This is a genomic window from Gramella sp. KN1008 (assembly GCF_004332155.1).
GTDB lineage: Bacteria > Bacteroidota > Bacteroidia > Flavobacteriales > Flavobacteriaceae > Christiangramia.
The window spans coordinates 458,289-472,386 of record NZ_SJDV01000001.1; the positions used below are offsets into that span (position 1 = coordinate 458,289).

Here is a 14,098-nt window from a genome sequence, read left to right on the forward strand (position 1 = left end):
CTGTACATCAGCGTATTAATTTTAATTTTGTTAAATTAGAGCTTCGTAAATTTCCCCCGACTCCCAGAAGACTTATTTCTTTCCTTTCGGAAAAAGGCTTAGGCTATTTAATGTATTACACAAGATTATTAATAACCACTAATACCTTAAAATTATGAGAAGTTTAAAATCATTATTAGCTCTGATCTTTGTTGTTTCCGGAATGCATCTTATGAATGCGCAGGAAATGACCGCCAAAAAATATGATAATCCAAACTGGGTGCAAATGGTTTATATCAAATTCAAACCAATGAAAAAGGATCCTGCAATGGGTATCATACAGGAGTATTTTGCTCAGGCCGATAAAAATGCCGGGATAGAGGCACCAACGGTTTATCATTTTGTTACTGGAGATTATGATATGCTCGTAGTTTGGGAAATGGAAGAAGGTATAGAAACCCTGAACTACGAAATGACTCCCAATGACGCGAAATGGATGAACGAAATGGCAAAGCTGGCCGGAGGTCAGGACAAAGCAATGGCTAAGATGAACGAATTCTTTAACTATGTAGAAGCCTGGAATAATTCATTAGCCCGGAAGGAGTGAAGTTAAAAAGGGAATCAAATTAAAAACCGATTATGAAAAACTTATTTGTTTTGTTCCTTCTCGCTATGCTGGGAGGCAACACCTGGAGCCAGGAGACTAAAGAACGCTTTACTACCGAGTCTCCTTTGATTGAAACCACCAAGAAGCTCATTGAGGCTTATGAGAATCAGGACTGGGATACCTGGAAATCCAAGTATTCTGCAGATACAAAGATGTATCATAATAACTGGGATAATCCCGGCACGACACAGAGTTTTATAGAGGGTCAAAAAGAGGTGCTCTCAACGCTTTCCAGTTATGAGTTCCTGGATGAGCCTGTTTATTATGAGCAGATCATTGATGATGAAGGTAAAACCTGGGTGTATTTCTGGGGAATGTGGCAGGGCACTCTAAAGGGAAATAACAGTACCGTCAGGATTCCTGTACATCTTGCATTGCAATTCCAGAATGATAAGATCGCGGAAGAGTACGGATTCTATGATCTCACTCCATATTATGAAGCTTATGAAGCAAGTTCAAATCCTGATAATCTAAGTGTGATCAAACAGGTTTACAAGGATTTTTCTGTCGGAAATATCGAAGGTGTAACTTCGGCTATGGATGAAGAAATTGTGTGGAATGAAGCTGAGAACTTTCCTTACGCTGATGGGAATCCGTATAAAGGTAGTGATGCTATAGTCCAGGGTGTATTCGCCAGGTTAGGTGGTGAATGGGATAACTGGTCGCTGAATGATCTGGATTTTCAGCCGGTTGCTTCAGACAGGGTGGTTGTGACAGGCAGATACAGCGCGACCTATAAAAAGAACGGCAAACCGCTGAACTCACAAATGCTCCATCTCTGGACTTTGAAGAATGGAAAGATCACAGGTTTTCAGCAGTACACAGATACCAAGCAGATTGCTGAAGTAATGCAGGATTAATTTAGAAATGCTGATTAAGAGCCGGCAGATAGCCGGCTTGTTTTTCTTCAATACAGTAAATCCATTCTAATTAAAATACTTATATGCAATGCTAAGGCTGGAAGAAGTGGGGACCTTTATGGTCAGAATACCATCCATACTGGCCTGTTTTGATAAATGCCGGGACAAATATCCAGGCCTTTTAAAAATGTCTAATAAACAATTTCATAATAATGAAAACACAAAAAGAACGCTGGAGCAGAACAGAACTGGAAATTTATATTCTGCTTCTTTGTGCCAATGTCGATTCTAAAGAGACTCCAGAAGAGCTCAGGCTCATCAGTACAAAAGTAGATGAGCAAAGTTTTGACAGGATCTATAACGAATTTACCAGGGATACCGAGGAGCAAAGACTTGAAAAAATTCAGGATGCCATCGCGGTGAACGATTTTTCGCATAAGGAGTTGGAAAACTTTAAAAAAGAAATGCACCGCATATTCTTTTCAGATAAACAATTTAGTATGATGGAACGCAACCTTGATAAAATACTGGATAATATCATCTATTGATTTTACAGGTTTCAGAGGTTCGTTATTGTTATAATCGGAAGAAGACAAAATTTTCCGGACGATTGTCTATTCGGAATTTTACTAAAAAACAGTAAATTAAACCTGGATTAGCTAAACTAACATTTCAACCAATGAAAAAACTATCACTCCTCGGATTAACAACTTTTTTATGCTTTTTTTCAACTCTTGCCCAGGACCAGGGAATCAATAAAGAAGATACCAGATTACTTTTCCAGCCTGCCATAAGCGATTCAAAAATCGCTTTTATTTATGCAGAAGACCTCTGGGTGGCCAACCGGGATGGTTCAAATCCTAAAAGGCTTACCGTAGATGAGGGTGTGGAACGGGATCCTGTATTTTCACCTGATGGGAAAACCATTGCGTTTAGCGCGGAATATGACGGAAATACTGATGTCTTTGTGGTTCCCGCAGAAGGAGGTATCCCAAAACGTCTTACCTGGCATCCATATCCCGATATTGTTCGGGATTTTACACCAGACGGTAAGAAGGTGCTTTTTCTTTCCCAAAGAGATGTTTTTACCAATCGCTATGCAAAACTTTATAATGTAGATATCGAGAAGGGTAATGTGGAGCCGTTAGAGATTCCACATGCCAACTGGGCGTCCTATAACAATGATGGAAGTTATATTGCCTACACACCACTGGGAGACAGGTTCAACCAGTGGAAAAATTACCGGGGTGGAACGGCCACCAGGATCTGGATCTATGATACCGACACCTATGAGGTCAATGAAATACCCAAACCCGAAGGAGGAAGTAACGATTCCAAACCTCAGTGGCTGAATGGAAAGGTCTACTTCAGAAGTGATAGGGACGGCGAGTTTAATATCTACAGCTATGACCCTGACTCCAAACAGGTGACAAAACATACAGATTTTGAAGATTTCCCGGTGACCGACCTTTCAACAGGAGATGGCCGGATCATCTTTTCACAGTCCGGATACCTGCATACGCTCGATCCTGGTAATGGAAATACCAGTAAGATTAAGGTGGGCATAGCTACCGATCTTCTGGAATTAAGGCCACGCTTTGTAAAAGGAGATCAGTATGTAAGAGATAATGGGTTGTCTCCCACCGCTGCCAGGGTGGTAATGGATTACAGGGGTGATATTGTCACTTTTCCTGCAGAAAAAGGCGATCCCAAAAATATCACAGCTACTCCGGGTGTGCATGAAAAATATCCTGCCTGGTCACCGGATGGCAAGACCATAGCTTATTTTTCTGATGAATCGGGAGAGTATGCCCTTCATTTATATGACCAGAATGAGAGTAAACCGGTTAAGAAAGTGGAACTTGATGGGGCTGGTTTTTATGCCCATCCTCACTGGTCGCCGGATAGTAAGAAGATCGCATTTGTAGATAACAGCCGAAGCCTTTATATCTATGACTTGAATAAGAATAACACCACAAAGGTGGCTTCAGATGTGCTGTACACACCCGGAGTCTTCAGGGAATTATTCGGTGACTGGTCGCATGATTCCAAATGGATCACTTATACCATAATCACGGGGACCAATTTTGAGCAGGCCTTTGTCTATTCATTGGATCAGAATAAATCCTACCCGGTTTCAGATGGCTATTCCAACGTGATGGATCCTGAATTTGATCCCAGCGGAAAATATCTTTATATGCTCGCTTCGACAGATGCAGGTCCTGTGGTTAACTGGTTCGACCAGTCTAACCAGGATATGGAAATGAGCAGTTCCCTTTACCTGGTGACACTTCAGAAAGATGTTGTTTCGCCATTCTTTAAAGAGAACGATGTGGAAGTTATTCAGAAAGAGGAAGAGGAGGAAAAAAAGAAGAAGAAAGCCGAAGAAGAGGATAAAGAACCCGACACACCACCTTTGAAAATAGATTTTGAGGATCTTGAGTACAGGATAGTTGATATTCCGGTTTCTGCAGGAGTATATCGCGGGCTGGAAGCACCTAAGGAAGGTCAGTTGTATTATCTGAAATTTTCACATCATGCGAACGAGCCCGGCGAACTAAGAAAATATGATCTTAAGGAAAAGAAGGATACCCTTATTATGCCGGCTTCAGGTTATGAAATATCGGCTAACGGTGAAAAGGTATTATATGAAGTTCAGGGTAAAACAGGAATTGCCACTCTTGGACAAAAGCCCGATAAACCTGCCCTGAATCTGGGAAGTGTTGAAATTAAGATAGATCCAAAAGCCGAATGGAAGAATATCTTTAACGAAGCCTGGCGGGTGAACAGGGATTATTTCTATGATCCGGGGATGCATGGAGCCGACTGGGACCAGATGAAAGAGAAATACAGTCAGTTCTTACCCCATGTGACCACCCGCAGCGATCTCTACGAGGTGATGGAATGGATGTTCAGTGAGCTGGGAGTGGGACATCATCGTTTTAACAGTAGGGGAGATGAGTTTGAAACTTCCGAAAGTATTAAAGGAGGCCTGCTGGGCGCCGATTATGAAGTAGATAACGGTCGCTACAGAATTAAAAAAATATACGGCGGGCTTAACTGGAATCCTGAAATGCGTTCACCGCTTACCGAACCCGGGGTGAATGTGAGTGAAGGGGATTATATCCTGGCGGTAGACGGGAAGGAAGTTACCGCAAGCGACAATCTTTATAAGTTCTTTGAGAATACGGCGAATAAGATCGTGACCATTACGGTGAGCTCAAGCCCTAATATGAACAATTCCAGAAAAGAAAAAGTAATTCCAGTAGAATCGGAAAGGGATCTCAGGAACCGTGACTGGATAGAAGGAAATATCAAAAAGGTAAATGAAGCTACTGACGGTCAGGTAGCCTATGTGTATGTTCCGAATACCGCTAATGCAGGTCATGAATATTTCAAGAGGTATTTCTTCCCGCAGGCCGATAAAAAAGCTGTGATTATTGATGAACGATTCAATGGTGGCGGACAGCTGGCAGACTACTATATAGATATGCTGAAGAAACCACAGCAGGCATACTGGAATTTCAGGTATGGAAAGGATCTTAAGTCGCCAAGTGCGTCCATCCAGGGGCCTAAGGTGATGCTTATAGATGAGACCGCTGGCTCAGGTGGAGATTATCTGCCATGGATGTTCAGGAAATTCAACCTGGGAACTATCATAGGAAAAAGAACCTGGGGCGGACTCGTAGGCGTACTTGGTTACCCTGAATTTATCGATGGTGGAATTGTTACCGCACCTAATGTGGCTTTCTATACCGAAGAAGGCTTCAGAGTGGAAAATGAAGGCGTACCGCCGGATATTGAAGTTGAACAGCTTCCAAAAGAAGTGATCAAAGGGAACGACCCGCAATTGCAAAAAGCGATAGAAGTAGTGATGGAGCAGCTTAAAGAAAATCCGCCTAAGGAGGTGGAAACACCACCTTATCCAATAAGAGGTAATAACTAGGAACTATGAAAAGAATAATTGTAATCCTGCTATTAGTAGCAATGCCCCAGTTTTCTCACTCCCAGGATGAGAGTGCTAAGAAAGAACTGACTCAATTGCTAAATGATTTCCTGGAAGGTGCAGGAAAGAACGATGCAGAGATGCATGACCGCTTCTGGGCAGAAGACTTGATCTATACCAGTTCTTCCGGAGAAAGATTCGGGAAAAAAGAGTTGATGGATGGTCTAAGCAATTCGGAAGATGATTCCGGGCCCGACATTACCTGGTCTTCCGAAGATGTCCGGGTAAAGGTTTACGGAGATATGGCCGTAGTCGCTTTCAGGCTTGTGGGTGATATGGATTCGGGAGAGAAGAATAGCTATCTTAACAGTGGTACTTTTATTAAACGAAATGGAGAATGGAAAGTAGTAAACTGGCAGGCAACCAGGGAAAAGGCTGAATAGTAGGAGTCAATCTTTATAGATTGATATGTTAGGTGCGGCCCTATGACTTTTCCCACACGATGTTTAGTCATTCCTGCGAAGGCAGGAATCCACAAAAAATCGATATGCTATATAAAAATGTTCATCAATATTACCTGTATATACTTTCCAATAAATATCATGGCACTCTGTATATGGGCATAACCAATGATTTGGAAAGGAGGATGTTCGAGCATGAAAATCAGGTTAATGAAGGCTTTACCAAAAGATATGGCCTTAATGGACTGGTCTACCTCGAGACATTTCAAAATGTAAATGATGCTATCAAAAGAGAGAAAAATATGAAAAAATGGTAACGCCATTGGAAAATAAACCTAATTGAAGAAGAAAACCAGGGCTGGAATGATTTAGCAAAGGAATGGCCAAATCACGAATTGGAATGATAGAAACCAGAAAATGGATTCCTGCCTATGAACAAATAACGAGACACATTATTCATGATCAAATTCTTTAGAAATATCCGTCACCGTCTGTTGCGTGAAAACAGAATCTCGAGATATCTAATATATGCTATTGGAGAGATCATCCTGGTGGTGCTTGGGATACTGATTGCCTTGCAGATTAACGGCTGGAATGAGGCCAGGTTAAATGAGAAGAAAGAACGAGCATTTTTACTTGAAATTAAGGAAAATCTTAACGAAGACAGGCAAACTATTGAAAACATCCAGAGCAGGAATGCTATAAAGCTTAAGACAATAGATTCTGCATTTTATTATTTGTCCATAGAAAATGGGAAGAATTTTTCAAATTTATTGCCCATAATTACTAATTATGATATGTTCACTCCTACTAACGTAGCTTTTGACAACATGGTTTCTTCAGGCAATATTAATCTCTTGTCTTCAGATGAATTGCGTAAAACAATAAGTCACTATTATTCCAGCGAAGCTTTCAATGGTATTCAGGATCAAATAAAGATCACAACTCAGGACTTTCTTCGCGATGTAGCCCCAAAAATGATAAATTTAGAAATGATGAAGTTTGTGACAAAACTCGATTTTGATGTAAGATCGGCTAAGGAAATTACGGTCTATAAAGACCCTTATGTACTTTCACATTTGTTCGTAATGAAAAATAAAACTATTGAGCACAATAATGCTTTGAAAAAAAATGCAATAAATGCCCAAAAACTAATGAGTAATATAGAGGAGTATTTAGTTGAGAATTGAAAACCTACGTCCGTAGTAATCTCTATATTCTTATTGACTACTAATCGAAAACAATAATGATAAAGCTCTTTAGAAATATCCGCCGAAGATTGCTTCGTGAAAATAAATTCACCAGGTATATCTTTTATACCATAGACAAAATTTAAGTTGGAATAAAAAAGCATAAAAAATAAAGCCTTCAACGAGAGTTGAAGGCTTATTAATTAAAGCTTATTTCCAGTCTTAACTGGCCTTATTTTTATCTAATTTCTGGTTTACTTCATCTCGTATTAAAGCAAATTCAATAGAGTTAAATCTTTCTTCTGCGATTTCTTCATATAAGGCCATAGCCTCCTCGGTATTTCCAGCCTTCTCATAAATTTTGGCTTTCCAGTATTTATCGTGAATATAATCTTCATCGGTTTGGTCAATATGTTCCACTGCCTTTTCTGTATTACCCATATTATAATGGATAATCGCGAGGGCCCTGTGATAAGGATTTAATTTATCAGGATTATTAAGGGAATCAACAGCTTTTTTGATCGTTTCGGCCTTATTCATGGCCTCCTTGTAGTTTTTCTTGGTCACTAATAACATGGTATCCCAATAGTTCATAAACGCATTTTGATTGGCTGTTACAGTAGGACTATTGGCATCACTGGTTAATTTCTTTGAAATTGGCTTCAAATTATTTATGATCTGCTCCAGGCGTTTAGCGTCTCCATCATGCATGGCTATATGAGCAGCGGTAATAGCAGCCTGAAATTTTCCAATATTTCTATTGCTTTCGGGAACATCTAATGTGTCTAAAGATTTTGTTCCCTCATCGAGAAATTTCAGGGCTTCGCCCGATTTACCTTCATACACATATGTATTGGCTTCAGCACTGAGGTTTGTTCCAAATTCACTTACTTCCCTTGCATCTTTAAAATTCTGACGGGCTTCCTCGTAATTACCTAAAATTGAATTAGCATGCCCTGATTTGGCCAGAGCTGCTTCATTTTCCGAATCCAGAGACGCGGCTTTTTCATAGCTTGCCAGGGCCTGGTCCAGTTGATCCTGATCGCGATAATAATCTCCCATTAAAATGTGAGAACGCGGACTGTTGGGAGCCTTTTTTACGAGCATATCAAAATATTTTTTAGCCTGCCCCTTATCCTCCGGAGAATCGAATAAATAAGAAGTTCCTAAACTCGCCATAGCCGGTACATATTCGGGATTTAATTCAAGGGCTTTCTTCCAGTGTTCCCTGGCTTTTTCCTCCTGCTCGTTATTATCATAATAAATAGCAAGGTTATCCATGGCCCGGGCAGATTTTGGATATTTCTCCACCATTTTCTTGCTGATCTCTAATTCCCGGTCCAGATCACTCTTCATGCCGGCTTCAGTAATGTCTATCATCATCACTTCAGCCTCATTTGCCTTATCGCGCATCTCCATGAACTTATCGCGATTGGTTGCCCAGTCTTTGGCCGAATTGGCGGTAAAACTTCTGTACATTTGAGCCGAAACAAAATCGGGATCATGTTGCAGTGCCTCTTCAAACTTTGCACGGGCTTTTCTGGAATTACCATTGTCCATATATTCCACTCCTTCTTCAAAGGCCTCTAAGGCCTCCTCAGAATCGGTATTCACTGGTAATTCATTAGCCGCATAATCGGTTTCGGCTTCTACTTCTTTGTTCTCCTTTTCAGAATCTTTACAGGAAGCTGCAAACAGTATTGCAAGCAGCGTAAAGTAAATTGGCAGTCTCTTGATCTTAAACATAGTTTTAATTATTTGGTTGGATAATAGTTATTTTCACTAAGTTAGTGATTTTCAGTATATAACGTATTTTTATTTAAGGCTATTGGTTTTGCTTTAGATATCTGAATAAGATAATACTGTTCAAATTTTTCAGAAAAATTCACCGGCGGTTGCTTCGAGAAAACAGGTTGCAAAGGTCCTTGTTTTATAACTAAGATTAGAGATTTCTGGTTATAATTGGAATTTCGATTTCACTCCAGGCAGAAAAAGCTTAAAGTATTTGCAGAAAGGGCCGTGTTCTTTATAACAGATTTTCAGGTAGTTTATCCTGAATATTTTCATAAGACCTACATTTTCAATAAATTAAACCTTTCTGATACCTGTCCCCATCAGAAGTTCCCAATCTCTTTTTGAATTATAAGCTCTAGCCGTCAGAAGGTTTTGCTTAATGAATCTCTTTTGCTATTTCCAGCCGGCCCCGGGCGACCAATTGTGAATACTAATGATTTGATTATTAACTAAAACCAACTAATTATGAAAAGACTAATCATTTTATTACTGATAATGCCATTCCTGGGATTCTCTCAGGAAGAGGAAAGCCGTATCCTGCATATGTGGGAACTAACGATCAAAGCCAACCAGGGGCAGAAGTTCCAGGAAGGTATGAAAAAGTGGAAAGACTGTTATCTGGAGAATGAAGGGGTTGATTCCTGGAACGTATGGAATCGTGTTCAGGGTACAGGCAATGTGGTTGCTGTAACACTCTATATGGATAAATGGGCAGAGATGGATGAAGACAGTGATGAGGCAGGGCAGGCCTGTAGCTCCATATTCCAGACAGATGTTTTTCCCTATGTGGAGAAAGTGGAGCATCATATCGCGACCACCATGCCCCAGTTAAGTCGTAGCCAGCTGGAAGGAAGGGCCAATCTTGTAAATGTAGTTTACTTTAAGGTCAACAATTCTCCCGAATTTACATCTGTGATAAAGGATGTAAGCTCTACTTACCAGGCATCCAGAGCAGATGCTGGTGGCTTCTGGTATGATTTTGTTGGAGGAGGACCAGATGCCCCTCATTACATGGTGGCAGTACCTTTAAATAAATTTGCAGATATGGATGAGACCCGGGACGGGCCATGGGATGCTTACGAGAAAAAACACGGGCAAGCCAAAACAGAATCTACGCGTAACAGGTTCCGTGAATCTGTAGATCAGATCTGGTCTTATATGTACAGACTAAATACAGAACTGAGCAGGGACCCTGAATAGCTTAAAAAACTCGTTAATCTAAAGAGGCTGTCTAAAAAGTCCTTATTTCGTCAAGCTGAAACAAGTTCAGGATGACGTTTTTCAGGTTTTTTAGCCAGTCTTTTTTATGGAGTAAAAAATCAGGGGCTTTTCTGTAACCTGGTCAACCGGGTGTTCGTCAATTAGAAGTAATCGAACATTCATTCATCATGAAAAAATCATCAAAACTTCGTATTGCGATCTTTGTGGGAATCCTTGCAGGACTAACTTTACTATCGCGCATCATTTCTTTACCAGGAAACTGGAACATGTTTCTTGTCATGTGGATTCCCGGCCTGGCAGCTCTTTTAACTATGCTGTTCACAGCATTACCTCTAAGATCTGTGGGGTGGCGATTTAACTTTAAATGGATGGCAATCGGCTGGCTGCTGCCGGTTTCGTATGGAGCAATCACTTACGGGATCATCTGGCTAACCGGGCTTGGCGGTGTGCCTAAAGAAACATTCCTGGAAAGGGCCAGGTTCACTATGGGCATGTCTTCTGAAAATGATCTTTTGATCATCATTTCAGCATTCTTCTTTATCAGCCTGGTCAATCTTCTTCCTAATATGTTGCTCTCCCTGGGTGAGGAACTTGGCTGGAGAGGATTCCTGGTACCCCAACTAATTAAAACCACTACATTCCTCAATACAGTCATTGTAAGTGGGATCATCTGGAGCTGCTGGCATTTACCGGGAATCCTTTCCGGAGATTATGCCGCACAGGGGACACCCCTATGGTATCAGGTTTTCTGTTTTATACTTATGGTGGTTTCCGGGTCGGTCATGCTTGCCTGGTTGCGTATCCAGTCTGGCAGCCTGTGGCCGGCGGTGGTATTCCATGCTACTCATAACGGGGTGATACAAGCCTTCTTTGACAGGCTTACCTCAGATACCGGTTATACCGGATATTTTATTGGTGAATTCGGAATAGGCCTGGCGATGGTCTCCCTTGTTATAGTATTTTTAATTCTGAAATATGTAAAAGTGAAACCCGTGAGCCGGTCGATAAATACGGTTTATTCTGAAATTTAAATTTTTCGAGTATTGATATAAAGTCTTGTTCAAAAAGCTTTTAAAACTCCGGCCAATTCTTTTTCAGGAAAAAGGGGAGATTACTTACTTTAGCGATCAATAAAATTCCCGGAAATTGGCAGCGAAAAAATCACCGAAGGTAACCCCCTTAATGAAGCAGTATAACAGCATCAAGCTGAAGTATCCTGATGCCTTATTATTGTTCAGGGTTGGGGACTTTTATGAGACCTTTGGAGAAGACGCGGTGAAGGCTGCCCGTATCCTGAATATCGTGCTTACCAACAGGAATAATGGAAGCGAGCGTACCGAGCTGGCGGGATTCCCGCATCACTCTTTGAATACTTATCTTCCTAAGCTGGTTAAAGCAGGGGAGAGAGTGGCGATCTGTGATCAGCTGGAAGATCCAAAAATGACCAAGACCATCGTAAAACGTGGTGTGACCGAGCTGGTTACTCCCGGAGTGGCGATGAACGATGATATACTGCACAGCAAATCCAACAATTTTCTCTGTTCGGTGCATTTCGGAAAAAAGAACCTCGGGGTTTCCTTTCTCGATGTTTCTACGGGTGAATTTTTATGCGCCCAGGGAAACCGGGAATATATAGATAAGCTGCTTCAGAATTTCAGTCCCAGCGAGATCCTGGTTCAGAAGAAATACAAAAAGGATTTTTCGGAAAAGTTCGGGAAAGATCTTCACTGCTTTTACCTGGACGATTGGGTATTTAAAAGTGATTATGCTGAAGAGACGCTTAACGGTCATTTTCAGACCAAATCTCTGAAGGGCTTCGGGATAGATCACCTGGAAGACGGGATCATCGCTTCCGGGGCCGTGCTTTACTATCTCGCGGAAACCCGTCATCATCGGCTTCAGCATATCACTTCCATCAACCGTATAGCCGAAGAGGAATATGTGTGGATGGACAGGTTTACCATCCGCAACCTTGAACTTTATCATTCAACGGCTGCCAATGCGGTGACCCTGCTTGATGTAATAGATAAGACCATCTCTCCCATGGGAGGCCGTTTGTTAAAACGCTGGCTGGCCCTGCCGCTCAAGAATGCTGAACTTATAGAAAAAAGGCTTGAGGTGGTGGATTACCTGATAAAACACCCCGAAACCCATGGCGATATTCAGGATCAGATCAGGGAGATAAGTGACCTGGAGAGGCTTATTTCAAAGGTCGCTACCCAGAGAATAAGTCCGCGTGAAGTGAACCAGCTAAAGAACTCGCTGAATGCAATTATCCCGGTAAAGGAACTCGCTTCAAATTGCGATAACGAAGCATTGAAGGTGATAGGTGATAACCTGCATTCCTGTGAGCTGCTTCGTAAAAAGATCGAGGAAAGCATCAGTGAGGATGCCCCGGTGAATGTGCAGAAGGGAAATGTGATCGCGAAGGGCTTTTCAAAGGAACTGGACGATCTCAGGGATATTGCTTTTTCAGGCAAGGATTATCTCGATGAGATGATAAAGCGTGAGACCGAAGCGACAGGCATATCTTCGCTTAAGATCGGAAATAACAATGTTTATGGTTATTATATTGAAGTAAGGAATGCGCATAAAGATAAAGTTCCGGAGGCCTGGACGCGTAAGCAGACTCTGGTAAATGCCGAAAGATATATCACTGAAGAGCTTAAGGAATATGAATCCAAGATCCTGGGGGCAGAGGAGAAGATACTTCAGCTGGAGCAGGAACTCTTCGGAAAGCTTATCGCATGGATGGGAGATTATATAGATCCTGTTCAGCAGAACGCCAGACTTATTGCAAGACTTGATTGCCTGTGTTCCTTTGCGCAACAGGCACAGGCTGAAAATTACTGCCGACCTCAGATCACAGATACCCATGCCCTGGATATCGAAGAGGGCAGGCACCCAGTGATCGAAAAACAACTTCCTCCCGGTGAGGTCTATGTGACCAATAATCTTCACCTGGACAGGGAAGAACAGCAGATCATTATGATCACCGGGCCTAATATGAGTGGTAAGTCAGCTATTTTGAGACAAACCGCGCTTATAGTTCTTATGGCCCAGATGGGAAGTTTTGTTCCGGCAAATTCGGCCGAGATCGGACTGGTAGATAAGATCTTTACCAGGGTAGGAGCCAGCGATAATATCTCTATGGGTGAATCTACTTTTATGGTAGAGATGAACGAAACGGCCAGTATCCTTAACAATATTTCAGACCGCAGTCTCGTGCTGCTCGATGAGATAGGCCGGGGTACCAGTACTTATGACGGGATCTCCATTGCCTGGGCCATTAGCGAATACCTGCATGAACATCCCGCGAGGCCAAAGACTCTTTTCGCGACACATTACCACGAGCTCAACGAGATGTGTGATACTTTTGATCGAATCAAGAATTTCAATGTTTCGGTAAAAGAATTAAAGGATAATGTCCTTTTCCTTCGTAAGCTGGTGCCGGGAGGCAGCGAGCATAGTTTCGGGATACATGTGGCGAAGATGGCTGGAATGCCGCAAATGGTATTACACCGCGCCAATAAGATACTTCAGAAACTGGAGGCCTCACATTCCATGGAAGACTCAGGTGAGATCCTTAAAAAGTCGGCCGAAGACGAGATGCAGCTGAGCTTCTTTAATCTTGACGACCCATTGCTGGAAGACCTGAAGCAGGAACTTATTGGGATAGATATAGATACGCTTACACCGGTAGAAGCTTTAATGAAGCTGAATGAGATCAAGAGGATGCTGGGAAACGGCAAGCAGTAGGCAATTAGCGGTTTTTCTAAGCTCTAAGCATTAAGTGTAAAGCTTTAAGCTTTTCTTTCTAAGAGTCACTGCGAACGAAGTGAAGCAGTCTGTTGTTAGTTGGTAGTCTGTAGTTAGTAGTTTTTAGTTTATGGTAGTCTTTAGGACAGAAAAGGATATCTACTTCTAGCTATAAGCCTTTACCAATCAATAAACGTACATTGTTTATGATTCTACTGATA

At 41.7% G+C, this 14,098-nt stretch carries 11 protein-coding genes; 10 read left to right on the forward strand and 1 reads right to left on the reverse strand.

The window, feature by feature from the left end; all coding sequences use genetic code 11:
- The first annotated feature begins 154 nt into the window (after positions 1–154).
- From EZJ28_RS02140 to EZJ28_RS02170, 7 genes are all read left to right on the forward strand, one after another.
- On the forward strand, positions 155–586 hold the full coding sequence (locus tag EZJ28_RS02140; RefSeq protein WP_131394381.1) for a hypothetical protein: 432 nt from the start codon (positions 155–157) through the stop codon (positions 584–586).
- A 32-nt stretch (positions 587–618) separates the two neighbouring features.
- Positions 619–1,506: a nuclear transport factor 2 family protein gene (locus EZJ28_RS02145; protein WP_131394383.1), complete on the forward strand. Its 888-nt coding sequence runs from the start codon at positions 619–621 to the stop codon at positions 1,504–1,506.
- Positions 1,507–1,718: 212 nt separating this feature from the next.
- Positions 1,719–2,054 (forward strand): hypothetical protein, encoded by a 336-nt coding sequence (locus tag EZJ28_RS02150; protein WP_131394385.1) that lies wholly within the window; start codon positions 1,719–1,721, stop codon positions 2,052–2,054.
- A gap of 131 nt (positions 2,055–2,185) precedes the next feature.
- Positions 2,186–5,452 (forward strand): S41 family peptidase, encoded by a 3,267-nt coding sequence (locus tag EZJ28_RS02155; RefSeq protein WP_131394387.1) that lies wholly within the window; start codon positions 2,186–2,188, stop codon positions 5,450–5,452.
- 5 nt (positions 5,453–5,457) lie between these two features.
- Positions 5,458–5,895 (forward strand): nuclear transport factor 2 family protein, encoded by a 438-nt coding sequence (locus EZJ28_RS02160; RefSeq protein WP_131394389.1) that lies wholly within the window; start codon positions 5,458–5,460, stop codon positions 5,893–5,895.
- Positions 5,896–5,999: 104 nt separating this feature from the next.
- Positions 6,000–6,230 carry a GIY-YIG nuclease family protein gene (locus EZJ28_RS02165; protein ID WP_165499017.1) on the forward strand — a complete coding sequence of 77 codons (231 nt, stop codon included), beginning with the start codon at positions 6,000–6,002 and terminating at the stop codon, positions 6,228–6,230.
- 141 nt (positions 6,231–6,371) lie between these two features.
- Positions 6,372–7,103: a DUF6090 family protein gene (locus EZJ28_RS02170; RefSeq protein ID WP_131394391.1), complete on the forward strand. Its 732-nt coding sequence runs from the start codon at positions 6,372–6,374 to the stop codon at positions 7,101–7,103.
- Between the two features lie 222 nt (positions 7,104–7,325).
- On the opposite strand, the gene EZJ28_RS02175 is transcribed toward EZJ28_RS02170, so the two are convergent.
- Positions 7,326–8,849, reverse strand: a complete 1,524-nt coding sequence (locus EZJ28_RS02175; protein ID WP_131394393.1) for a lipopolysaccharide assembly protein LapB — start codon at positions 8,847–8,849, stop codon at positions 7,326–7,328.
- A 513-nt stretch (positions 8,850–9,362) separates the two neighbouring features.
- On the opposite strand from EZJ28_RS02175, the gene EZJ28_RS02180 reads away from it, so the two are divergent.
- The 3 genes from EZJ28_RS02180 (at position 9,363) to mutS (ending at position 13,877) form a co-directional block, all read left to right on the forward strand.
- On the forward strand, positions 9,363–10,097 hold the full coding sequence (locus EZJ28_RS02180; RefSeq protein WP_131394395.1) for a hypothetical protein: 735 nt from the start codon (positions 9,363–9,365) through the stop codon (positions 10,095–10,097).
- A gap of 188 nt (positions 10,098–10,285) precedes the next feature.
- Complete coding sequence (locus tag EZJ28_RS02185) at positions 10,286–11,149, forward strand: CPBP family intramembrane glutamic endopeptidase (protein ID WP_131394397.1); 864 nt, start codon at positions 10,286–10,288, stop codon at positions 11,147–11,149.
- 151 nt (positions 11,150–11,300) lie between these two features.
- Positions 11,301–13,877, forward strand: a complete 2,577-nt coding sequence (mutS, locus tag EZJ28_RS02190; RefSeq protein ID WP_242670051.1) for a DNA mismatch repair protein MutS — start codon at positions 11,301–11,303, stop codon at positions 13,875–13,877.
- Positions 13,878–14,098 lie beyond the last annotated feature (221 nt).

Coding starts and splice junctions, on each gene's coding strand:
- EZJ28_RS02140 (WP_131394381.1), top strand. CDS start 155: ATGAGAAGTTTAAAATCATTATTAGCTCTGATCTTTGTTGTTTCCGGA.
- EZJ28_RS02145 (WP_131394383.1), top strand. CDS start 619: ATGAAAAACTTATTTGTTTTGTTCCTTCTCGCTATGCTGGGAGGCAAC.
- EZJ28_RS02150 (WP_131394385.1), top strand. CDS start 1,719: ATGAAAACACAAAAAGAACGCTGGAGCAGAACAGAACTGGAAATTTAT.
- EZJ28_RS02155 (WP_131394387.1), top strand. CDS start 2,186: ATGAAAAAACTATCACTCCTCGGATTAACAACTTTTTTATGCTTTTTT.
- EZJ28_RS02160 (WP_131394389.1), top strand. CDS start 5,458: ATGAAAAGAATAATTGTAATCCTGCTATTAGTAGCAATGCCCCAGTTT.
- EZJ28_RS02165 (WP_165499017.1), top strand. CDS start 6,000: ATGCTATATAAAAATGTTCATCAATATTACCTGTATATACTTTCCAAT.
- EZJ28_RS02170 (WP_131394391.1), top strand. CDS start 6,372: ATGATCAAATTCTTTAGAAATATCCGTCACCGTCTGTTGCGTGAAAAC.
- EZJ28_RS02175 (WP_131394393.1), bottom strand. CDS start 8,849: ATGTTTAAGATCAAGAGACTGCCAATTTACTTTACGCTGCTTGCAATA.
- EZJ28_RS02180 (WP_131394395.1), top strand. CDS start 9,363: ATGAAAAGACTAATCATTTTATTACTGATAATGCCATTCCTGGGATTC.
- EZJ28_RS02185 (WP_131394397.1), top strand. CDS start 10,286: ATGAAAAAATCATCAAAACTTCGTATTGCGATCTTTGTGGGAATCCTT.
- mutS (WP_242670051.1), top strand. CDS start 11,301: ATGAAGCAGTATAACAGCATCAAGCTGAAGTATCCTGATGCCTTATTA.